Consider the following 20,683-nt stretch of genomic DNA (forward strand, 5'->3'; position numbering starts at 1 on the left):
CGTCCGTGACCGGGCCGCGGCTGGCCCGCGCCCTCGCCGCCCCCGCCCCCGGCTGGACGACGGCCGCCGACGCGATCGTCGTCGGCACCGGCATCGCCGGGCTGACCGCGGCGCTGGAGCTGCGCTCGCGCGTGCCGCGCGTGCTGCTGGTCACCAAGGGCGCGCTGTCGTCCGGCTCCACGGTGTGGGCGCAGGGCGGCATCGCCGCGGCCCTGCACCCCGACGACACCCCCGACGCCCACCTCACGGACACCTTGGCGGCCGGCGGCGGCCTCAGCGACCCGGAGGCCGTGCGCGTGCTCGTCACGGAGGGCCCGGACCGCGTGCGCGAGCTCGTGGCCCGCGGCACGTCGTTCGACGTCGGCCCGGACGGCGGCATCGCCCTCACCCGCGAGGGCGGGCACCGCGCCGACCGCATCGCGCACGCCGGCGGCGACGCGACCGGGGCCGAGATCTCCCGCGCCCTGGTCGCGCAGATCGAGGCGGTGCGCGACGACCCGGGCATCGAGGTGCTCGAGAACGCGCTCGTGCTCGACGTCCTCACCGGCGCCCCGGGCCGCGACGGGTGCCGCTCGGTCGCCGGCGTCACGCTGCACGTGCGCGGCGCGGGCAGCCGCGACGGCGTGGGCGCCGCGCTGGCGCCGGTCGTGGTGCTCGCGACCGGCGGCATCGGCCAGGTGTTCCGCTCGTCGACCAACCCGCCCGGCGCGACGGGGGACGGCATCGCCGCCGCGCTGCGCGCGGGCGCGGCCGTGGGCGACCTGGAGTTCGTCCAGTTCCACCCCACCGTGCTGTGGCAGGGCATGGGCGCCAAGGGGCAGCTGCCGCTCATCAGCGAGGCGGTGCGCGGCGAGGGCGCGCTGCTGCTCGACGTCGACGGCGCCCGCTTCATGCCGGCCGAGCACGAGCTGGCCGAGCTGGCGCCGCGGGACGTCGTCGCGCACGCCATCGTGCGGCGGATGGCCGCGACGAACGCCGATCACGTGCTCCTCGACGCCCGCCACCTCGGGGCGGGCTTCCTGCGCCGCCGCTTCCCGACCATCACGGCCCGCCTGCTGGCGCAGGGCATCGACTGGACCGAGGAGCCGGTGCCGGTGGCGCCCGCGCAGCACTACCACTCGGGCGGCGTCGTGACCGACCCGCGCGGCCGCACCTCGGTGCCCGGCCTGTACGCGGTCGGGGAGGTGGCGTGCACGGGCGTGCACGGCGCCAACCGGCTGGCCTCCAACTCGCTGCTCGAGGGCCTGGTCTTCGCGCACCGCGCCGCGCGCGACGTCGTGCGGCAGGTCGAGGACGGAGGGCCGCGCCGGGCCCCCGAGCCCGAGGAGCGTCCGGGCGGGGCGGCGCTCGTCGCGGCGGCGGCGCGCTCGCGCGTGCAGCGCGCGACGTCGGACGGCGCGGGCCCGGTGCGGTCGGCCGAGTCGCTGGAGCGCGCCGCGCAGGCGCTGGCCGGTGTCCGGACGGACGCCCACCGCGCGACCGACGTCGTCGCCGACCCGCAGGTCGCCGAGTGGGAGACCACCACCGTGCACCAGGTCGCCAGCGCGCTGGTGCACGCCGCCGGCGTGCGCGAGGAGTCCCGCGGCGGGCACTTCCGCACCGACTTCCCCGCGCCGGACCCGGCGTGGCGGCGCCGCGTCACGCTCGCCCTCGACGAGGACGGCATCCTCCACGAGGTCGTACGAGCCCGCGAGGTAGTACCGAACCTGCCGAGGTAGTACCGAACCTGCCGAGGTAGTACCGAACCTGCCGAGGTAGTACCGAACCTGCCGAGGTAGTACGAGATTCCGCGAGGGAGCACTACCTGGGCAGGTCCGGTACTCCCTCGCGGACGGTAGCGTTGCGCACCGTGACCGACCTGCGCCCGGAGCTCTCCCGCGACCTGCCCGTGCACGACCAGCCGTCCGCCGTCGAGCCGGGGCTGGACGGCGCGTGGGTCGCCCGCGTCGTCGAGACCGCGCTGGACGAGGACCTCGGCGCGGCGCCCGGCCGCGACGTCACGACGCAGGCCACGGTGCCGGCGTCGGCCACGGGCACCGCGGATCTCGTGGCCCGGTCGACGGGCACCGTCGCGGGGCTCGTCGTGGTGGCGGAGGTGCTGCGCCAGGTCGCCGGCCGTCTCGGGCTCCCGGCCCCGACCGTGACGTTCCACGCGCAGGACGGCGACGCCGTCGCGCCCGGGCAGGTGCTCGCAGCCCTCGCGGGCCCCGTGCAGGTGCTGCTCGTCGCGGAGCGGACGCTGCTCAACCTCGCCTCCCGCGCGTCGGGGGTCGCGACGGCGACGGCGGCCTGGTCGCGCGAGCTCGCCGGGACGGGAGCCCAGGTGCTCGACACCCGCAAGACGACGCCGGGCCTGCGGGCCCTGGAGAAGTACGCCGTCCGCGCCGGCGGCGGCACCAACAAGCGCATGGGCCTGCACGACGTCGCGATGGTCAAGGACAACCACGTCGTCGCGGCGGGCTCGGTGCGCGGCGCGATCGCCGCCGTCCGCCGTACCTTCCCGGACGTGCCGGTCCAGGTCGAGGCCGACACCACCGCCCAGGCGATGGAGGCGCTCGACGCCGGCGCGGACTTCCTGCTGCTCGACAACATGCCCACGCCCGTCCTCGCCGCGACCGTCGCCGCGGTCCGCGAACGCCAGGGGCGCGACGGCGTGCCCGCGCACGTCGAGCTGGAGGCGACGGGCAACCTCACGCTCGACCGCGCCCGCGAGGTGGCCGGCACCGGCGTCGACCACCTGTCCGTCGGCGCGCTCACGCACTCCGCCCCGATCCTCGACCTGGCGCTCGACCTGCGCCCCGCGGCGGGCTGAGCCCACCGGGCGGGTGTGAGGTGCGTCGCCCGTAGAATCGACGGGTGACCACCCCGCAGAACCCCGCCTCCGCCGTGCCCGCCGTCGACCCCGCGATCGACTCCGCGGCCACGGACGACCTCCCGGAGCAGATGCGCGTGCGCCGGGAGAAGCGCGACCGGCTCCTGGAGCAGGGCGTCGAGCCCTACCCGGTGAGCCTGCCTGTCACGCACTCGATCGCCGAGGTCCGGGCCGGCTACGAGCGCCTCGAGGCGGGCCAGGAGACGGACGACGTCGTCGGCGTCGCCGGCCGCGTCGTGTTCCTGCGGAACACCGGCAAGCTGTGCTTCGTCACCCTGCAGGACGGCGAGGGGCGTCGCCTGCAGGCGATGCTCAGCCTCAAGGAGGTCGGCGAGGAGTCGCTGGCCTCGTTCAAGACCGACGTCGACCTGGGCGACCACCTGTACGTGCACGGCCGGGTGGGCTCCTCCCGGCGCGGCGAGCTGAGCGTGTTCGCCGACACCTGGGCGATGGCGGCCAAGGCCCTGCGCCCGCTGCCGGTGCTGCACAAGGACCTCTCGGAGGAGGCGCGGGTCCGCCAGCGGTACGTCGACCTCATCGCGCGGCCCGCGGCCCGCGAGATGGTCCGCACCCGCGCCGGCGTCGTCCGCTCGATGCGCGACAACTTCCACGACCGCGGGTTCCTCGAGATCGAGACGCCGATGCTGCAGACCATCGCGTCCGGCGCCTCCGCGCGCCCGTACCGCACGCACATGAACGCGTACGACATCGACCTCTTCCTGCGGATCGCGCCGGAGCTCTTCCTCAAGCGCGCGGTCGTCGGCGGTATCGAGAAGGTTTTCGAGATCAACCGTAACTTCCGTAACGAGGGTGCGGACTCGACGCACTCGCCGGAGTTCGCGATGCTCGAGGCCTATGAGGCGTACGGCGACTACAACACGATCGGCGCGCTCACCCAGGATCTCGTCCAGAAGGCCGCTCTCGACGTTCTCGGCACCACGACGGTGACCCTTCCGGACGGCGAGGAGTACGACCTCGGCGGCGAATGGGCGCAGATCACGATGTACGGATCCCTCTCGGAGGCGATCGGCGAGGAGATCACGCCCGAGACGACCGTCGACCACCTTCTCGCCCTCGCCGAGAAGGCCGAGATCTCGGTGGACCCGAAGAAGACGAACCACGGCAAGCTCGTCGAGGAGCTGTGGGAGCACCACGTGGGCGACGACCTCGACGCGCCGACGTTCGTGCGCGACTTCCCGGTCGAGACCTCTCCGCTGGTGCGCGCGCACCGCACGATCCCCGGCGTCGTCGAGAAGTGGGACCTGTACGTGCGCGGCTTCGAGCTGGCCACGGGGTACTCCGAGCTCGTGGACCCCGTCGTCCAGCGCCAGCGGTTCGAGGACCAGGCGCGCCTCGCCGCCGCGGGCGACGACGAGGCGATGGCGCTCGACGAGGACTTCCTCACCGCGATGGAGCACGCGATGCCGCCGTCGGGCGGCATGGGCATGGGCATCGACCGGCTCCTCATGGCGCTCACCGGCCTCGGAATCCGCGAGACCATCCTTTTCCCGCTCGTCAAGCCGACGGCCTGAACGAAAGTCATCCTATGGACACCTTTCTCGCGATCATGAGCGGGCTCGCCCCGTCGGTCGGCGTGGGCCTGCTGTTCTGGCTCGCGATGCGCAAGATCCTGCACGCGGACCGGAACGAGCGGATCGCGCTCGAGAGGATGGACGCGGAAGAGGCGGCGGCGGCTGCGGCTGCCTCTTCCGAAAGTGAAACTCGCTGAATTCTGTCGCGCGATTCCCGTGCCGGGGATTCGGATTGACAATCGAGTGATCCGAGGGGCATTCTCACTTCTGTCCGAATGTCGTGACCGAGGGGAATTCACGTGGTCCAGAAGCAGCAGATCGTCCTGATCGACGATATCGACGGGGGCGACGCCGACGAGACGGTCACCTTCGCGCTCGACGGGGTCTCGTACGAGATCGACCTCACGGCCAAGCACGCGGCCGAGCTCCGGGACGCCTTCGCCACCTGGATCGGTCACGGTCGGAAGACCACGACGCGGCTGGGCGGCGGCACGCGGAGCGCCGCCCGTCGCACGGGCACCGACCGCGCGCAGCTCGCCAAGATCCGCGAGTGGGCCCGCGAGAACGGCCACAAGGTGAGCGACCGCGGCCGCATCCCCAGCTCCGTCCTCACCGCGTACGAGGCCGCGCACTGACGGTCGCACCCGCACGCCCACGACCCCCGACCGGGCTCCGGTCGGGGGTCGCGCGCGTTCCGGGGCGGCGGTCGTGCGGTCATAGGCTGAGGCCATGACGGAACGGGACGCGCGGGCGCAGCTCTGGGTCGGCACCTACCCGCACCCGGGCGGTGGCCCCGGCAGCGGGGAGAGCATCTGGCGGGTCGCGCTGGGCCCGGACGGCGCGGTGGAGGCGGCGGCGCCGGCCGTGGCCGCCACGTCGCCCTCGTTCCTGGCGCTGCACCCGACGGGGCGCACGCTCTACGCGGTGGGCGAGACCCCCGCGGGGACGCTCTCCGCGTTCCGCGTGGAGGACGCCGCCGACGGCGTTCGGCTCGCGGCGTCGGGCTCCCTCGCGGCGGGGGGCGACGACCCGTGCCACGTGCTGGCCCTCGGGGGCACCGTGTGGGTCGCGAACTACGGCGACGGCGTCGCCGCGTCCGTGGACGTCGACCCGGCGACGGGCGACCTCGCGGCGGAGGGCGTCGTCGCGCACCCTGGCGTGGGCAGCGGGCCCGTCGTCGAGCGGCAGGCCGGCCCGCACGCGCACTTCGTGGCCGAGGCCGGCGACGGCGTGCTGGTGTGCGACCTGGGCGCCGACGTCGTGCGGCGGTACCCCGCCGGGGGCGCCGCGGCGGGCGTCGCGGCCGACGTCGCCGCGGTCCTGCCGCCCGGCACCGGGCCGCGCCACCTCGTCACGCTGCCGGACGGCTCGCTCGTCGTCGTCGGGGAGCTCGACGCCCGCGCGCACGTGCTGGTGCGCGACGGCGCCGGGTGGACGGCCGCGGCGGCCGTGCCGGTCTCCCCGGCGGCGGAGGCGGGCCGCGACTTCCCCGCGCACGTCACGCTGAGCGCCGACGGCGCGCGCCTTCACGTCGGCCTGCGCGGCGCGGACGTGCTCGCCGTGCTCGCGGTGGCGACGGACGGCGGGACGCCGGTCCTGCGGCACCTCGCCGACGTCCCGCTCGGCGACGGCGCGTGGCCCCGCCACCACGCCGTCCTCGGGTCCGCGCAGCCCGGCACCGACGCCGGCGGCGCCGAGACCGTCGTCGTCGCGCTGCAGGGCCGCAGCGAGCTCGCGACGGTCCGGGTCGACCCCGCGACGGGCACCGGCGAGGTGGTGGCGCGGCACGCGCTGCCGACGCCTCCCGCCTGCGTGCTGGAGTCCTGATGACCACCCCCGGCGAGCGGCCCGGTCCGCGGGTGGCGATGCTGTCGGTGCACACGTCGCCGCTCGACCAGCCCGGCACCGGGGACGCGGGCGGCATGAACGTCTACGTCATGGAGCTGGCCCGCGCCCTGGCCCGCCGGGGGGCGGAGATCGAGATCTTCACGCGTGCGACGGCGTCCGCGCAGCCGCGCTGGGTCGACGTCGAGCCGGGGATACGGGTGGTGCACGTGTCCGCCGGTCCGTACGAGGGGCTGGACAAGAACGACCTGCCCGGCCAGCTCTGCGCGTTCACCGCCGGCGTGCTGCGGGCCGAGGCCCACCGCCCGCCGCACTGGTACGACGTCGTGCACAGCCACTACTGGCTGTCGGGGCAGGTGGGCTGGCTGGCCGCCGAGCGGTGGGACGTCCCGCTCGTGCACACCATGCACACGATGGCGCGCGTGAAGAATGCGGCCCTGGCCCCGGGGGACACCCCGGAGCCCGTGGGCCGGGTCGTCGGGGAGGAGCAGGTGGTCGAGGCCGCCGACGGCCTGGTCGCCTCGACCCGCGAGGAGGCCCGTGACCTCGAGGGGGAGTACCGCGCCGACCCGGACCGCGTGCACGTCGTGGCGCCCGGCGTCGACCTCGAGGTCTTCCGCCCGCTCGAGCCCGCGGCCGGGCAGGACGGCGGGCAGGACGTCGATGCGGCCCGCCGCGCCCTGCGCGAGCGGCTCGGCCTGCCCACCGACCGGAAGATCGTGCTGTTCGCGGGCCGCGTCCAGCTCCTCAAGGGCCCGGACGTCCTGGTCCGCGCGCTCGGGGTGCTGGCCGACCACGCCAGCACGGGCGACGCCGCCGAGCCCGAGGCGTGGTGCGACGGCGGCGGCTCGCGCGTGCCGACGCTCGTCGTGCTGGGCGGCGCCAGCGGCCGTGCGACGGCGGTGCGCGAGCTCGAGGCGCTGGCGCACCAGGTCGGCGTCACCGACCACCTCGACGTGCGCCCGCCGGTGCCGCGCGAGGAGCTGGTCGACTACCTGCGCGCTGCGGACGTCGTCGCGGTGCCGTCGCACAACGAGTCGTTCGGCCTGGTGGCCGCCGAGGCGCAGGCGGCGGGGACCCCGGTCGTCGCGGCCGCGGTGGGCGGGCTGCAGACGGTCGTGGTGGACGGGACGTCCGGCGTCCTCGTGCCCGACCACAGCCCGTGGACGTGGGCGCGCGAGCTCGGCGACCTCCTCGCCGACGACGAGCGCCGCGCCCGCCTCGCCGCCGGCGCCCGGCGCGCCAGCGAGCGCTTCAGCTGGGACCGCGCCGCCGCGGCGATGCTCGACGTGTACGCCCAGGCGGCGAAGGTGCACCGGGCCCGCTCGTCACGGTAGCCCCGGGAATGGATCGCCCGGGCAGGGAATTGCACGTGGCATGCCGATCACCGGAGAGTACGTCCCCAGCCCCTCCACCCGCGCCGCGAACCAGGTCGAGCAGTACGAGAGCTCGGGCGGCACGAAGGGCACGACGATGCGCGGGATGCCCGTCGTCATCCTCACGACCGTCGGCGCGAAGACCGGCGCGCTCCGCAAGGCCCCGCTGATGCGCGTGGAGCACGACGGCACGTACGCCGTCGTCGCGTCGCTGGGCGGCGCCCCGAAGCACCCGGTCTGGTACTACAACCTCCTGGCGAACCCGCGGGTGGAGCTCCAGGACGGCCCGGAGAAGCACGAGTACGTCGCGCGCGAGGTCACCGGCGACGAGAAGGCGCTCTGGTGGGAGCGGTCGGTCGCCGCGTACCCCGACTACGCGGACTACCAGACGAAGACCGACCGCGAGATCCCCGTGTTCGTGCTGGAGCGCGCGGACTCCTGACCCGGCCGCTCGATCCGGCCGCTCGGTCCGGCCACTCGATCCGGACGGCGCGAGTCCGGGATCCGACCCGCGGTGCGGGCGGCGCCGGGCAGCAGGCAGGATGGACCCCATGACCTACACCCTCGTGCTGCTCCGCCACGGCGAGAGCGAGTGGAACGCGAAGAACCTCTTCACCGGCTGGGTGGACGTGCCGCTCTCGGAGAAGGGCACCGCGGAGGCGAAGCGCGGCGGCGAGCTGCTCAAGGAGTCGGGCGTCACCCCCGACGTCGTGCACACGTCGCTGCTGCGCCGCGCCATCAACACGGCGAACCTGGCCCTCGACGCCGCTGACCGCCACTGGATCCCGGTCAAGCGCAACTGGCGCCTCAACGAGCGCCACTACGGCGACCTGCAGGGCAAGGACAAGAAGCAGGTGCGCGACCAGTACGGCGAGGAGCAGTTCATGCTCTGGCGCCGCTCCTACGACGTGCCGCCGCCCGAGATCGAGCTGGGTTCCGAGTTCTCGCAGGACTCGGACGTCCGCTACGCCGGCGAGCCCATCCCGCGCGCGGAGGCCCTCAAGCAGGTGCTCGACCGGGCCCTGCCGTACTGGGACGGCGAGATCGTTCCGGACCTCCAGGCCGGCAAGACCGTCCTCGTCGCCGCGCACGGCAACTCGCTGCGCGCCATCGTCAAGCACCTCGACGGCGTCGACGACCAGACCATCGCCGGGCTGAACATCCCCACGGGCATCCCGCTGGTGTACGAGCTCGACGAGGAGACGCTGAAGCCGACCAACCCGGGCGGCACCTACCTCGACCCCGAGGCCGCGAAGGACGCCATCGCGGCGGTCGCGAACCAGGGCAAGTGACGCTCGCCCGCTGACGTTCTGGCACGGCCCGGCCGACGACGAACCCCCGGTCCCGACAAGGGTCCGGGGGTTCGCCGTTCTCGCTGGCAGCATGGCGACGTGACCACCGGCATCGACCTCTCCCGCGCGTACCACGACGACGTCGTCCGCCCCCTGCTGCAGGCATGGCGTCCGGGCCTGCCGTACGCCGCGGGTCGGCTGGGCAGCGGGTCCGACGTCCTGGGGCTCGACGACGCGACGTCGCGCGACCACGACTGGGGGCTGCGGCTCACGCTGCTGGTCGACGAGCGGGACGTCGCGGCCGTCGACGCCCGCCTGGAGGCCGCGCTGCCGGCCGAGCACGCGGGCCTCCCGGTGCGGTTCGCCACGACCTGGGACCCGGTGGTGCGCCATCGTGTCGAGGTCGCGACCCCGCGCGGGTTCGCGAGGTCGCGGCTCGGGATCGACCCGACGACCGACCTCGACGCCGCGGGCTGGCTGGCGCTCACCGGGCAGAGCGTGCTGGAGGTGACCGCCGGCGCCGTCTTCCACGACGGGCCGGGGGAGCTCGCCGCGGTCCGGGACCGGCTCGCCTGGTACCCGCACGACGTGTGGCTGCACGTCCTCGCGGCCGAGTGGGCGCGGGTCGGGCAGGAGCTGCCGTTCGTCGGGCGCACCGGGTTGCGGGGGGACGACGCCGGCTCGCGGGTGCTCGCGGCCCGGCTGGCGGGGTCGCTGCTGCGGCTCGGCCTGCTGCTGGAGCGGCGGTGGCCGCCCTACCCCAAGTGGCTCGGCACCGCGTTCGCGGGCACGCCCGCGGCGACGACGGCTGGCCCGCACCTGGACCGGGCGCTCGCGGCCGAGACCTGGCAGGAGCGGGACGCCGCGCTCGGCGCCGCGTGCGACGCGCTGCACGAGCGCCAGCGCGAGCTCGGGCTGCCGAGCCTCGACGGCCCCGCGACGGAGCCGTTCTTCGACCGCCCGTCCCGCGGGCTGCGCGCGCTGCCCGAGCTGTTGCGGGACGCCGCCGGGGACGCGGTGCGCGGCCTGCCCGCCGCCGTCGAGCAGTGGGTGGACGCCGTCGACGTCCTCATGGACGGTCCGCGCCGCGTCGCGCTGGTCCGCGGCCTCGTCGGCGCCGCACCCCCCGTGCCGAGGTAGTACCCCTCCCGCCGAGGTAGTACGAAGCACGGCGAGGTAGGACGAAGAATGGCGAGGTAGTACCAGAGACCGCGAGGTAGTGCCCTCTGGCGGAGGCAGAGGACCACCTCGGCCAGAAGAGCACTACCTCGCGGTCTCTGGTACTACCTCGCGGTGTTTCGTACTACCTCGCCGCGAGGATGACTCCCTCGTCCAGGACGGGGCGGGTCAGGCGTCGGCGCGGGCGTGCTCGTCGTCGAAGTTGCCGGTGACGAGGAACGTGATCCGGCGCGCGACGGAGACGCCGTGGTCGCCGAACCGCTCGTAGTAGCGGCCGAGCAGCGTGACGTCGACGGTCTCCTGCGTGGTGCCGGGCCACCCCGGGTCGAGCGTCGCGGCGAAGGTGTCCTGGTGCAGGGCGTCCAGGAGGTCGTCGTCCTGCTGCACCTCCGCGGCGAGGGCGACGTCGCGCGTGGCGAGCAGCGCCGTCGTGCGCTGCGCGACGTGCACCGCCGCGCCGTGCATCTTGACGAACGTCTCGCGGGCGGGCGCGGGCACGGCCTGGGCGGGGTACCGCCCGCGGGCGATCTCGGCGACGTGCCGGGCGAGGTCGCCCATCCGCTCGAGCGAGGCGCTGATGCGCAGCGCGGAGATGACGACCCGCAGGTCGGTGGCGACGGGCTGCTGCTGTGCCAGCAGGTGCACGCAGCGCTCGTCGAGCTCGCTCTCGAGCCGGTCGATCGCGTGGTCGGAGGCGATCACCTCCTGCGCGAGCTGGTGGTCGGCCTCCAGCAGGGCGTCGCCCGCGCGCCGGATGGCCGACTCGACGAGCCGGCTCATCTCGATGAGGTCGTCGCCGACCTGGCGCAGCTCGGCCTCGAAGATCTCTCGCATCACAGTCCTCTCGGGGTAATAGGTCTGCTACCAGCCTGACACGGCCCGTGGACGGGCCGGGGGCGCCCAGGTGAACTCCGGGAGGGTCGGAGGTGAACAGTGGGCGACGGCTCGCTGAGCAGTTCCGCTCCGCGACGGATTCCCGGGGCACCGCGACCTACGCTTGCCTCGTGGACGGAATCATCCAGGGCGTGACCGCGGTCGTCGCGGGCATCTTCGGGGTCGTGGTGGGCGTGATCGCGACCCTCGCCTTCCGCTTCTCCGAGCGTGTCCAGCGCCGGTCGCCCGAGGCAGCCCCCGCCGAGCTCGACGAGGGGCTCGTCCGCGTGCTCGCCGTGCTGCGGTCGGCCGCGGTGGTCCTGGACGAGGACGACGACGTCGTGCGGGCGTCCCCGCCGGCGTACGCGCTGGGCGTCGTGCGCAACGACGCCCTGCAGCACCCGGCGATCGTCGACCTGGTGCGCGAGGTGCGTCGGGACGGTGTGATCCGCGAGAAGGAGCTGGAGCTGCCGCGTGGCCCGATCGGGTCGGGCACGGTGCTGCTGCAGGTCCGGGTGGCGCCCGTCGGGCCGGACAAGCTGCTCGTGCTCGCCGAGGACCGCACCGAGGCCCGTCGCGTCGAGGCCATCCGACGCGACTTCGTCGTCAACGTCTCGCACGAGCTCAAGACGCCGGTCGGGGCGCTCGCCCTGCTGGCGGAGACGGTGCAGGACGCCGCGGACGACCCGGTCGCGGTGCGGCGGTTCGCCGAGCGCATGCAGGCGGAGGCGCAGCGGCTGTCCGCCCTGGTGCACGAGATCATCGAGCTGTCCCGGCTGCAGGTGGCGGGGGCGCTGCAGGAGGTCACGACGATCCCGGTGCGCGACGTCGTCGCCGAGGCCGTGGACCGCGCCCGCACCACCGCGCAGGCGAAGAACATCACGATCACGGTCGGCGGCTCGGCCGACGTCCTCGTGTTCGGCGACCACAACCTGCTCGTCACCGCGGTGCGCAACCTGCTCGACAACGCCGTCGCCTACTCGCCGGAGAACACCCGCGTGGGGCTGGGGGTGCGCGTGCGCCGCGGCCTGGTCGAGATCGACGTCGTCGACCAGGGCGTGGGCATCGCCGCCGACGAGCACGACCGGGTCTTCGAGCGCTTCTACCGCGTCGACCCGGCACGCTCCCGCGACACGGGCGGCACCGGCCTGGGACTGAGCATCGTCAAGCACGTGGCGGCCGACCACGGCGGCGACGTGCAGATCTGGTCCGAGCCGGGCAAGGGCTCGACGTTCACCCTGCGCATCCCCGCGGCCGACGTGCCGCAGGAGCTCGCGCAGGGCGACCCGGAGCCCACCCCGGGTCGCACCGAGCAGCACAACCATCAGCACAACCATCTGCACATCCATCAGCACAACCGAGGCACGACGGACGAGGAGGTAGGTGCGTGACGCGCATCCTGGTGGTCGAGGACGAGGAGTCCTACCGGGACCCCCTGACATATCAGCTCACCCGCGAGGGTTTCGAGGTCGTGGAGGCCTCGAACGGGGTCGACGCGCTGGCCGCCTACGACGACGGCGGCGCCGACCTGGTGCTGCTCGACCTCATGCTGCCCGGCCTGTCCGGCACGGAGGTGTGCCGGGAGCTGCGGCAGCGCGGCGACGTGCCCGTCATCATGCTCACGGCCAAGGACTCCGAGATCGACAAGGTCGTGGGACTCGAGCTGGGCGCCGACGACTACGTCACCAAGCCGTACTCCTTCCGCGAGCTGCTGGCCCGCATGCGCGCGGTGATGCGCCGGCGCGGCCCGGCGGCCCCCGAGGCGGCCTCGAACGGGCACGACGACGACGGCGAGCCCGTGCTCGAGGTCGGCCCGGTGCGGATGGACGTGGAGCGGCACACCGTCACGGTGGGCGGCGACGCGGTGTCGCTGCCGCTCAAGGAGTTCGACCTGCTGGAGCTGCTGCTGCGCAACGCCGGTCGGGTGCTCACCCGCGGGCAGCTCATCGACCGGGTCTGGGGCGCGGACTACGTGGGCGACACGAAGACGCTCGACGTTCATGTGAAGCGCATCCGCTCCAAGATCGAGGCCGACCCGGGGGCACCGCAGCTCCTGCTCACCGTCCGCGGCCTGGGCTACAAGCTCGCGGACGACGACGCCTGACCCGCCCGCCGAGGTGGGACGAGATCCGCCGAGGTGGTACGGACCCCCGTACCACCTCGGCGGATCTCGTCTTGCCTCGGCCTTTTCCTGCCTGCCACGGGTGCTCCGGTCACCGAGGTGACCAGGCGCCCTGCACTGTTCACCCCTCGTTCACCTGCTCCTGGGTCCCGAGCCACCTTGCGTGCCTAGCGTTCCCGACGAACGCCGGTACTTCGCCGGTGTCCCTCCGTGTGAACAGGATGGAACGAGACGTGAAGCTCAGCCGATTCTCCCGTGCTGGAACCGCCGTGGCGGTCGGCGCGCTGGCCCTGACCCTCGCCGCGTGCGGCTCGGACCCGGCCGCGCCGGGCGCGGAGTCCACCGGTGGTTCGCAGGACGGCGGCTCGTCCCTCTCGGGCGAGCTCAGCGGCGGCGGCGCCTCGTCGCAGGAGTCCGCCCAGGAGGCGTGGCGCGCCGGCTTCCAGACGGCCAACCCCGACGTCACCGTCAACTACGACCCCGTCGGCTCCGGCGGTGGCCGCACCGGCTTCACCGACGGCTCGTACGCCTTCGCCGGCTCCGACGCGGCGCTGGACGAGGACGAGATGAAGGCGGCCGAGGCCCAGTGCGGCGAGGGCGGCGTCATCGAGTTCCCCGGCTACGTCAGCCCGATCGCCATCGCGTTCAACCTCGAGGGCGTCGACTCGCTGAACCTCAAGCCGGAGGTCATCGCGAACATCTTCTCGGGCAAGATCAAGGCCTGGAACGACGACGCGATCGCCGCCGACAACCCGGATGCCGAGCTGCCGGACACCGCGATCACCGTGGTGCACCGCTCGGACGACTCGGGCACCACCGAGAACTTCCAGGCCTACCTGTCCGAGGCCGCCCCCGACGCCTGGGACCACGAGCCCGAGGGCGTCTGGCCGATCGAGGGCCAGGAGTCGGCCCAGGGCACCTCCGGCGTGGTCTCGGCCGCGCAGTCCGGCGACGGCACCATCACCTACGCCGACGCCTCCCAGATCTCCGACCTGGGCACCGTGGCGGTCGGCGTGGGCGACGAGTTCGTGCCCTACAGCGCCGAGGCGGCCGCCGAGGTGGTCGCCCAGTCGCCGCGGGCCGAGGGCACCGCGGACGGCGTGTACTCGATCGAGCTGAAGCGCGACGTCGCCGGCACGTACCCGGTCGTCCTGGTCTCCTACCTCCTGGCCTGCGGCACCTACGCCGACCAGGCGCAGGCGGACCTGGTCAAGGGCTACATGTCCTACCTCGTGAGCGAGGATGGCCAGCAGGTGGCCGCCGACGCGGCGGGCTCCGCCCCGCTGTCGGCCGACATCCGCGACGCGGTGCAGCCGTCGATCGACGCGATCACGGCCGGCTGACCGTCCTCGCCCTCGCCGGTCGAGCCTGTCGAGACCACGATCCGCGGTCTCGGCAGGCTCGGCCGGCGGTCTCGACAGGCACAACCAGCGGCACGACAAGGAGTACGAGTGACCACCACCGTCAGCCCGCCCCCGCAGCGGGTGCCGGGCAGACCGCGCCGACGCAAGCGGACCACCGACCGCGGCTTCAACCGGGCCTTCCGCTGGATCGCCGTCGGCGCCGGCGTCCTGATCCTCGCGGTGCTGGCCGCCGTCGCGGTGTTCCTGCTGCAGCAGGCCTGGCCGGCGCTGACCGCCGGGTCGGACGAGCTGGCGGCCTCGGTGCCGCGCTACCCCGAGGACACGTCGCTGCTCGAGTACGTCGGACCGCTCGTGTTCGGCACGCTGCTCGCGGCGGCGCTGGCCCTCGCGATCGCGACGCCGGTCGCCATGGGGATCGCCCTGTTCATCTCGCACTACGCGCCGCGGCGGCTGTCCCAGCTGCTCGGCTACCTTGTGGACCTGCTGGCGGCCGTCCCGTCCGTCATCTACGGCCTCTGGGGCATCTACGTGCTCGGCCCGGCCGCGCTGCCGGTGTGGGAGTGGCTCAGCTCCTGGTTCGGGTGGTTCCCGCTCTTCGCCGGCCCCGTCTCGCCCACGTCCCGGGTGCTTGCCACGGTCGCGGTGGTGCTCGCCGTGATGATCCTGCCGATCATCACCGCCGTCGCCCGCGAGGTCTTCCTGCAGACGCCGAAGCTCCACGAGGAGGCGGCGCTCGCGCTCGGCGCGACCCGCTGGGAGATGGTCCGCACCGCCGTGCTGCCCTTCGGCCGGTCCGGCGTCATCTCCGCAGCCATGCTCGGCCTGGGCCGCGCGCTCGGCGAGACGATGGCCGTGCTGATGATCCTGTCGCCCGGGTTCCTGTACTCGTTCAAGATCCTCGACAGCGCGCAGCAGCAGACCATCGCCGCGTACATCGCGCTCGACTTCCCGGAGGCGAGCGGGCTCGCGGTGAACACGCTGATCGCCACGGGCCTCGTGCTGTTCGTCATCACGCTGGCCGTCAACATGGCCGCGCGCGCGATCGTGGCGCGCCGCAAGGACTTCTCGGGGGCCAACTGATGAGCACGACCACCCTCTCGGACCCCGCGGGCCCCACCGACGCCACCGCCCGCACGCGCGCGGCGCTGACCGGCGCCGACGGCGCCCGGCGCCGCAAGGACCGCACGATGACGGTGCTGGTCTGGGCCGCGTTCGTCGTGGCCATGGCACCGCTCGTCTCCCTGGTCTGGACGGTGCTGAGCAACGGCGCCGGCCGCATCAGCATGGACTTCCTCACCCTGTCGATGCGCAACATCTTCGGCGGCGACCCGAGCGGCGGCATCTACCACGCCATCGCGGGCACGCTGATCATCACGGCCCTGGCCACGGTGATCTCGGTGCCGATCGGCCTGCTCACCGCGATCTACCTCGTGGAGTACGGCAAGGGCGCGCTGGCCCGCTCGGTGACCTTCTTCATCGACGTCATGACGGGCATCCCGTCGATCGTGGCGGGCCTCTTCGCCGTCTCGCTGTTCACCCTGATCCTGGGGCCGGGCGTGCGGATGGGCGTCATCGGCGCCGTCGCGCTCTCCGTGCTGATGATCCCCGTGGTCGTCCGCTCCTGCGAGGAGATGCTCAAGCTCGTCCCGAACGAGCTGCGCGAGGCGTCGTACGCGCTGGGCGTGCCCAAGTGGCTGACGATCGTCAAGGTCGTGCTCCGCACGTCCGTCGCGGGCCTGACGACGGGCATCCTGCTCGCCGTCGCCCGCGTCATCGGGGAGACGGCGCCCCTGCTCGTGACCGTCGGCGTCACCGACTCGATCAACTTCGACCCCTTCGAGGGCCGCATGATGACGCTCCCGGTGTTCGCCTACCGCCAGTACAGCCAGGGCCTGGCCACCTGCCCGGGCGGCGAGTCCGCCTCCTGCGTGGCGGACATCGCGATCCAGAACGCGTGGGGCGCGGCGCTCGTGCTCATCGTCCTGGTGCTCGCCCTCAACCTCGTCGGCCGGCTGGTGAACCGCTGGTTCTCCCCGAAGCTGCGCTGACCCGCAGCCGCCGCCCGCCGCAGCCCACCAGAAAGAGACGACACGATGGCACAGCGCATCGACGTGAAGGACCTCAACATCTACTACGGCGACTTCCTCGCCGTGCAGGACGTGTCGATGACGATCGACCCGAAGTCGGTGACCGCGTTCATCGGCCCGTCCGGGTGCGGGAAGTCGACCTTCCTGCGCACGCTCAACCGGATGCACGAGGTGATCCCGGGGGCCCGCGTGGAGGGCACCGTGGAGATGGAGGGCGTCGACCTGTACGGCGACGACATCGACCCGGTGGCCGTGCGCCGCAACGTGGGGATGGTCTTCCAGCGGCCCAACCCGTTCCCTACCATGTCGATCCGCGACAACGTGCTCGCCGGCGTGCGGCTGAACAACCGCCGCATCAGCAAGGCGGACGCCGAGGAGCTGGTCGAGGGCTCGCTGCGCGGCGCGAACCTGTGGAACGAGGTCAAGGACCGTCTCGACCGGCCGGGGTCCGGCCTGTCGGGCGGGCAGCAGCAGCGCCTGTGCATCGCGCGCGCCATCGCGGTGAAGCCGCAGGTGCTGCTCATGGACGAGCCGTGCTCGGCCCTCGACCCGATCTCGACCCTCGCGATCGAGGACCTCATCGGCGAGCTCAAGCAGGACTACACGATCGTGATCGTGACGCACAACATGCAGCAGGCGGCGCGCGTCAGCGACCGGACGGCGTTCTTCAACATCGCGGGCACGGGCAAGCCCGGCCGCCTCATCGAGATGAACGAGACGTCGACGATCTTCTCCACCCCGTCCGAGCAGGCCACCGAGGACTACGTCTCCGGCCGCTTCGGGTGACCGGGCGCTGACACGGGACGGACGAAGGGGCGGGCCGCAGCAGCTGCTGCGGCCCGCCCCTTCGTCGTGCGGGTCAGACGCCCGAGGCGCTCGGCACCCAGGCCGCGTACTCGGGGAGCGTGCCGTCCATGACGGGCAGGAAGAAGTCCTCGTCCACGCCGGCGCCGGACAGCGTCGCGTCGAGGTCGCCGCCCGGGTGGGTGGCGACGGCGCCGAGCTGGGCGTCCACGGCCTGGTCGCCCTCCTGGTCGGCGCTCAGGTAGACGGTCTGCCCGGCGGGCACGGTGAGCGAGATCGGCTCGGCGCCCTCGGCGGCGAGCACGAAGTCGACGTCCTCGGCGGAGGTGTTCGCGAGCGCGCCGAGCACGGCGCCGGGCTCGCCCTCGCCCTCGGAGACGACCATGAGGTTGATGCCGCGCACCTGGTCGGTGAGGTTGACACGGATGCCGTCGGACGGGGCGTAGGGCTTGGTGGTGATCGTGGGGGAGCAGGCGGCCAGCAGCAGGGCGCCCGCCATGACGCTGGCGGCGGCGACGAGGCGTGCGGGGCGGGCGGAGCGGGACACGAGCTCTCCTTCGAAGGCGTCGGCTCGCGGGCGCGGGTGGCCGCGCGGGCGCGGGGCATCAGGGTTCCCCCACGTCAGGCGGGGGAGGGCGGGCCTGCAGGGGACCCGTCGACATCCTAGCGACGCCCGGCGCGGGCTGCGCCCATGATTGCGCTTCCAGGCCTCTGACCTGCGCAAACGGGTTCGTCACAGGGGTGCCGGGAGGGCGCGGGGCAGGGGAGTGTCGGCCTCCCCGTGATAAACTTGTCGACTGGGAAAGGGGACATCTGCAGATGACGTTCACAGTAGGCGAGACGGTTGTCTACCCGCATCACGGTGCCGCGCTGATCGAGGAGATCAAGACGCGCAAGATCCGTGGCGAGGAGAAGATGTACCTCAAGCTCAAGGTCGCCCAGGGCGACCTGACGATCGAGGTCCCGGCGGAGAACGTCGACCTCGTGGGTGTGCGCGACGTGGTCGACCAGCAGGGGCTGGACCGCGTCTTCGAGGTGCTGCGCGCGCCCTACACGGAAGAGCCGACGAACTGGTCGCGCCGGTACAAGGCGAACCTCGAGAAGCTCGCGTCCGGCGACGTGATCAAGGTCGGCGAGGTCGTGCGCGACCTGTCGCGCCGCGACGCGGACCGTGGCCTCTCGGCCGGCGAGAAGCGCATGCTCGCCAAGGCTCGCCAGATCCTCGAGTCCGAGGTCGCGCTCGCGGAGGGCGTCGACGAGGAGAAGGCCGGCGCCATCATCGACGAGGTCCTCGCCTCCTGAGGCCTCCAGTCACCAGCGCTGCACGACGGCGACCCACGGCTCCGGCCGCGGGTCGCCGTCGTCGTTCCGGTACCGTGACGCCGTGACGACGCTCGCGATCCTCACCGCCGCGGGGTCCGGCACCCGCCTCGGCCGGGACCTGCCGAAGGCCCTGGTCGACCTGGCGGGCTTCCCCCTCGTGGTGCATGCCGCACGCCGCCTCGCCGCCTCGGGCGTCGTCGACTCCGTCGTCGTCACGTGCCCTCCGGGCCTCGACTCCGCGGTGCGCGACGTCGTCGCGCAGGACCCGCACGTGGACGTGCCGGTCCGCGTGGTCGAGGGCGGCGGCACCCGGCAGGCGTCCGTCGCCGCCGGCCTCGCGCTCGCCGGCCCGGACGACGACGTGGTCCTCGTGCACGACGCCGCACGCCCGCTCGCGCCGCCGCGCCTGGTGCGCCGCGTCGTCGACGCGGTACGTGCCGGCCACGGCGCGGTCGTCCCGGGGCTGCCCGTCACCGACACCGTGAAGCGCGTCGGGCCAGCATCGTCCGGGAGCGGGCCGGACGTCGAACGCGTCGTCGAGACCCCGGACCGCGCCGTGCTGCGCGCGGTGCAGACGCCGCAGGGCTTCGACCGCGCGCTGCTGGAGCGCGCGCACGCGCAGGGCGCGGCCCGCGCGACGGCGGAGGGGTCGGCGGCGACGGACGACGCGGGGCTGGTCGAGGCGCTCGGCGAGCCCGCCTACGTCGTCACCGGCGAGGAGGCGGCCATGAAGATCACCACCGAGCGCGACCTGCAGGTGGCCGCGCTGCTGCTGGAGGACGAGTCGTGACCGCGCTGCCCGCAGGCCTGCCGCGCACCGGGCTCGGCGTCGACGTGCACGCCTACGCCCCCGAGGGCTCGGACCGCGAGCTGTGGCTCGGGGGCCTGCGGTGGCCGGGGGAGCGGCCGCTCGCCGGCCACTCGGACGCCGACGTCGCGGCGCACGCCGCCGCCGACGCCCTGTTCTCCGCCGCCGGCATCGGCGACCTCGGCTCGCACTTCGGCACCAGCGAGCCCGAGTGGGCCGGGGCGGCGGGGAGCACCCTGCTCGCCGAGGCGGCCCGCCGCGTGCGGGCGGCGGGTTTCGAGATCGGGAACGTCGCCGTGCAGGTGGTCGGCAACCGGCCGAAGGTCGGCCCGCGCCGCGCGGAGGCCGAGGCGGCGCTCACGGCCGCGGCCGGCGCGCCCGTCTCCCTGAGCGCCACCACGACCGACGGCCTGGGGCTCACCGGCCGCGGCGAGGGCGTCGCGGCGATCGCCACGGCGCTCGTGGTCGCCGTCGGCTGAACCGCTCGGCGCGGGACCCACCGCACCGGGCCGCTCACCGCTGCAGCCGCGGGTCCTGCGAGGGGTCGGCGTACGGCTCCGGGCAGCCCTTGTCGACCGCGTCGGGGCGCAGCTCGACGTGCCACGGCTCGTTCGCGTACACCCGGCACAGCCCGTACGCGGCGCCGTGGTCCGCCACCCACTGGCTGCCGCCCGTCTGCTGCAGGTCGACCGCGTCGCCGGTGACGTGCGACGACGTGTCCGCGGACGCGACCCAGCGGGCCGCCTCGGCCGCGGAACCGTACTGGGCGACCGCCTCGCGCAGCAGCTGGTCCTGGTACGCCGCCGAGCGCCAGGCGCTGTTGACGAAGAAGGTGACGCCGTCCTGCTCGGCGTCCGTCGCGGCCGCCTGCAGCGCCGCGAGCAGCGCGGGGTCGAGGTTCGCCAGGGCCGGGAGCGCGTCGTCGAACACGGTGGTGCCGTCGGGGACGTGGCCGGCGGCCTCGCCGTCCCGCGCGCCGCGGTCGGGTCGGTCCGCGGGGGCGGCCGCCGGAGCGACCGACGTCGTCGCGGGCGGGGGCGACGACCCCTGGCAGGCCGCGAGCCCGGCCAGCGCGGCGGCGGCCAAGGCGAGCGCGAGCGCGGTGCGGGTCGGTCGGAGGGGCGCGCTCTCGGGTGCGGGGACGTGTCGGTGGTGGAGCATGCCTTCAGTCGAGCCGGGGCGGCGTTGCCCGGGCGTATGCGCTCC

22 protein-coding genes are annotated in these 20,683 nt (G+C 73.9%); 19 read left to right on the forward strand and 3 right to left on the reverse strand.

What is annotated here, in order from left to right:
- Nucleotides 1-5: 5 nt before the first annotated feature.
- The 10 genes from ACQP6G_RS19455 (at nt 6) to ACQP6G_RS19500 (ending at nt 10,057) form a co-directional block, all read left to right on the forward strand.
- The gene (locus tag ACQP6G_RS19455; protein ID WP_429766785.1) at nt 6-1,718 is read left to right on the forward strand and encodes an L-aspartate oxidase; all 1,713 of its coding nucleotides are present in this window, start codon (nt 6-8) and stop codon (nt 1,716-1,718) included.
- Nucleotides 1,719-1,858: 140 nt separating this feature from the next.
- The gene (nadC, locus tag ACQP6G_RS19460) at nt 1,859-2,812 is read left to right on the forward strand and encodes a carboxylating nicotinate-nucleotide diphosphorylase (RefSeq protein ID WP_429766834.1); all 954 of its coding nucleotides are present in this window, start codon (nt 1,859-1,861) and stop codon (nt 2,810-2,812) included.
- 131 nt (nt 2,813-2,943) lie between these two features.
- Nucleotides 2,944-4,404, forward strand: a complete 1,461-nt coding sequence (gene lysS, locus ACQP6G_RS19465; RefSeq protein ID WP_429766836.1) for a lysine--tRNA ligase — start codon at nt 2,944-2,946, stop codon at nt 4,402-4,404.
- A 14-nt stretch (nt 4,405-4,418) separates the two neighbouring features.
- Complete coding sequence (locus ACQP6G_RS19470; RefSeq protein WP_429766786.1) at nt 4,419-4,601, forward strand: hypothetical protein; 183 nt, start codon at nt 4,419-4,421, stop codon at nt 4,599-4,601.
- A 102-nt stretch (nt 4,602-4,703) separates the two neighbouring features.
- Nucleotides 4,704-5,039 carry a histone-like nucleoid-structuring protein Lsr2 gene (locus ACQP6G_RS19475; protein ID WP_429766787.1) on the forward strand — a complete coding sequence of 112 codons (336 nt, stop codon included), beginning with the start codon at nt 4,704-4,706 and terminating at the stop codon, nt 5,037-5,039.
- A 94-nt stretch (nt 5,040-5,133) separates the two neighbouring features.
- Complete coding sequence (locus ACQP6G_RS19480) at nt 5,134-6,231, forward strand: lactonase family protein (protein ID WP_429766789.1); 1,098 nt, start codon at nt 5,134-5,136, stop codon at nt 6,229-6,231.
- A complete protein-coding gene (gene mshA, locus ACQP6G_RS19485) occupies nt 6,231-7,586 on the forward strand; it encodes a D-inositol-3-phosphate glycosyltransferase (protein WP_429766790.1) in 1,356 nt (451 codons plus the stop codon). Before ACQP6G_RS19480 ends, mshA begins: the two co-directional genes overlap by 1 nt.
- Before the next feature lie 40 nt (nt 7,587-7,626).
- Nucleotides 7,627-8,067, forward strand: a complete 441-nt coding sequence (locus ACQP6G_RS19490; protein WP_429766792.1) for a nitroreductase family deazaflavin-dependent oxidoreductase — start codon at nt 7,627-7,629, stop codon at nt 8,065-8,067.
- A gap of 109 nt (nt 8,068-8,176) precedes the next feature.
- Complete coding sequence (locus ACQP6G_RS19495; RefSeq protein ID WP_429766794.1) at nt 8,177-8,917, forward strand: phosphoglyceromutase; 741 nt, start codon at nt 8,177-8,179, stop codon at nt 8,915-8,917.
- Between the two features lie 99 nt (nt 8,918-9,016).
- On the forward strand, nt 9,017-10,057 hold the full coding sequence (locus ACQP6G_RS19500; RefSeq protein ID WP_429766795.1) for a DUF4037 domain-containing protein: 1,041 nt from the start codon (nt 9,017-9,019) through the stop codon (nt 10,055-10,057).
- 207 nt (nt 10,058-10,264) lie between these two features.
- Here the strand turns inward: ACQP6G_RS19500 and phoU are convergent, their stop codons facing one another.
- Complete coding sequence (phoU, locus tag ACQP6G_RS19505) at nt 10,265-10,930, reverse strand: phosphate signaling complex protein PhoU (RefSeq protein WP_429766797.1); 666 nt, start codon at nt 10,928-10,930, stop codon at nt 10,265-10,267.
- Nucleotides 10,931-11,100: 170 nt separating this feature from the next.
- Between phoU and ACQP6G_RS19510 the strand changes: the two genes are divergently transcribed.
- The 6 genes from ACQP6G_RS19510 to pstB all read left to right on the forward strand — a co-directional run bounded on the left by ACQP6G_RS19510 (nt 11,101) and on the right by pstB (nt 17,328).
- Nucleotides 11,101-12,360: a sensor histidine kinase gene (locus ACQP6G_RS19510; RefSeq protein ID WP_429766799.1), complete on the forward strand. Its 1,260-nt coding sequence runs from the start codon at nt 11,101-11,103 to the stop codon at nt 12,358-12,360.
- The gene (locus ACQP6G_RS19515) at nt 12,357-13,073 is read left to right on the forward strand and encodes a response regulator (RefSeq protein ID WP_429766800.1); all 717 of its coding nucleotides are present in this window, start codon (nt 12,357-12,359) and stop codon (nt 13,071-13,073) included. Before ACQP6G_RS19510 ends, ACQP6G_RS19515 begins: the two co-directional genes overlap by 4 nt.
- Before the next feature lie 251 nt (nt 13,074-13,324).
- On the forward strand, nt 13,325-14,434 hold the full coding sequence (locus ACQP6G_RS19520; RefSeq protein WP_429766801.1) for a phosphate ABC transporter substrate-binding protein PstS: 1,110 nt from the start codon (nt 13,325-13,327) through the stop codon (nt 14,432-14,434).
- Nucleotides 14,435-14,542: 108 nt separating this feature from the next.
- The gene (gene pstC, locus ACQP6G_RS19525; protein ID WP_429766802.1) at nt 14,543-15,535 is read left to right on the forward strand and encodes a phosphate ABC transporter permease subunit PstC; all 993 of its coding nucleotides are present in this window, start codon (nt 14,543-14,545) and stop codon (nt 15,533-15,535) included.
- Nucleotides 15,535-16,503, forward strand: a complete 969-nt coding sequence (pstA, locus tag ACQP6G_RS19530; protein ID WP_429766804.1) for a phosphate ABC transporter permease PstA — start codon at nt 15,535-15,537, stop codon at nt 16,501-16,503. The genes pstC and pstA overlap by 1 nt, the downstream gene beginning before the upstream one ends.
- A 45-nt stretch (nt 16,504-16,548) precedes the next feature.
- Nucleotides 16,549-17,328, forward strand: a complete 780-nt coding sequence (gene pstB, locus ACQP6G_RS19535) for a phosphate ABC transporter ATP-binding protein PstB (protein WP_429733765.1) — start codon at nt 16,549-16,551, stop codon at nt 17,326-17,328.
- A 73-nt stretch (nt 17,329-17,401) separates the two neighbouring features.
- Here pstB and ACQP6G_RS19540 read toward each other — a convergent pair whose 3' ends face one another.
- Nucleotides 17,402-17,893 carry a hypothetical protein gene (locus tag ACQP6G_RS19540; RefSeq protein WP_429766806.1) on the reverse strand — a complete coding sequence of 164 codons (492 nt, stop codon included), beginning with the start codon at nt 17,891-17,893 and terminating at the stop codon, nt 17,402-17,404.
- A gap of 272 nt (nt 17,894-18,165) precedes the next feature.
- Here ACQP6G_RS19540 and ACQP6G_RS19545 point away from each other — a divergent pair, with 272 nt between their 5' ends.
- The 3 genes from ACQP6G_RS19545 to ispF all read left to right on the forward strand — a co-directional run bounded on the left by ACQP6G_RS19545 (nt 18,166) and on the right by ispF (nt 19,956).
- Nucleotides 18,166-18,648, forward strand: coding sequence for a CarD family transcriptional regulator (locus ACQP6G_RS19545; RefSeq protein ID WP_079570762.1), 483 nt, complete (start codon nt 18,166-18,168; stop codon nt 18,646-18,648).
- 82 nt (nt 18,649-18,730) lie between these two features.
- Nucleotides 18,731-19,459, forward strand: a complete 729-nt coding sequence (ispD, locus tag ACQP6G_RS19550; RefSeq protein ID WP_429766807.1) for a 2-C-methyl-D-erythritol 4-phosphate cytidylyltransferase — start codon at nt 18,731-18,733, stop codon at nt 19,457-19,459.
- A gap of 5 nt (nt 19,460-19,464) precedes the next feature.
- Nucleotides 19,465-19,956, forward strand: coding sequence for a 2-C-methyl-D-erythritol 2,4-cyclodiphosphate synthase (ispF, locus tag ACQP6G_RS19555; RefSeq protein WP_429766838.1), 492 nt, complete (start codon nt 19,465-19,467; stop codon nt 19,954-19,956).
- A 34-nt stretch (nt 19,957-19,990) separates the two neighbouring features.
- Here ispF and ACQP6G_RS19560 read toward each other — a convergent pair whose 3' ends face one another.
- Nucleotides 19,991-20,638 (reverse strand): D-alanyl-D-alanine carboxypeptidase family protein, encoded by a 648-nt coding sequence (locus ACQP6G_RS19560; protein ID WP_429766808.1) that lies wholly within the window; start codon nt 20,636-20,638, stop codon nt 19,991-19,993.
- Nucleotides 20,639-20,683 lie beyond the last annotated feature (45 nt).

It is taken from the genome of Isoptericola nanjingensis (genome assembly GCF_050311635.1).
In the GTDB taxonomy this organism is placed as follows: Bacteria; Actinomycetota; Actinomycetes; order Actinomycetales; family Cellulomonadaceae; genus Isoptericola; species Isoptericola nanjingensis.

Coding starts and splice junctions, on each gene's coding strand:
- phoU (WP_429766797.1), bottom strand. CDS start 10,930: ATGCGAGAGATCTTCGAGGCCGAGCTGCGCCAGGTCGGCGACGACCTC.
- lysS (WP_429766836.1), top strand. CDS start 2,944: ATGCGCGTGCGCCGGGAGAAGCGCGACCGGCTCCTGGAGCAGGGCGTC.
- ACQP6G_RS19480 (WP_429766789.1), top strand. CDS start 5,134: ATGACGGAACGGGACGCGCGGGCGCAGCTCTGGGTCGGCACCTACCCG.
- ACQP6G_RS19470 (WP_429766786.1), top strand. CDS start 4,419: ATGGACACCTTTCTCGCGATCATGAGCGGGCTCGCCCCGTCGGTCGGC.
- mshA (WP_429766790.1), top strand. CDS start 6,231: ATGACCACCCCCGGCGAGCGGCCCGGTCCGCGGGTGGCGATGCTGTCG.
- pstA (WP_429766804.1), top strand. CDS start 15,535: ATGAGCACGACCACCCTCTCGGACCCCGCGGGCCCCACCGACGCCACC.
- ACQP6G_RS19495 (WP_429766794.1), top strand. CDS start 8,177: ATGACCTACACCCTCGTGCTGCTCCGCCACGGCGAGAGCGAGTGGAAC.
- pstB (WP_429733765.1), top strand. CDS start 16,549: ATGGCACAGCGCATCGACGTGAAGGACCTCAACATCTACTACGGCGAC.
- ACQP6G_RS19490 (WP_429766792.1), top strand. CDS start 7,627: ATGCCGATCACCGGAGAGTACGTCCCCAGCCCCTCCACCCGCGCCGCG.
- ACQP6G_RS19560 (WP_429766808.1), bottom strand. CDS start 20,638: ATGCTCCACCACCGACACGTCCCCGCACCCGAGAGCGCGCCCCTCCGA.
- ACQP6G_RS19545 (WP_079570762.1), top strand. CDS start 18,166: ATGACGTTCACAGTAGGCGAGACGGTTGTCTACCCGCATCACGGTGCC.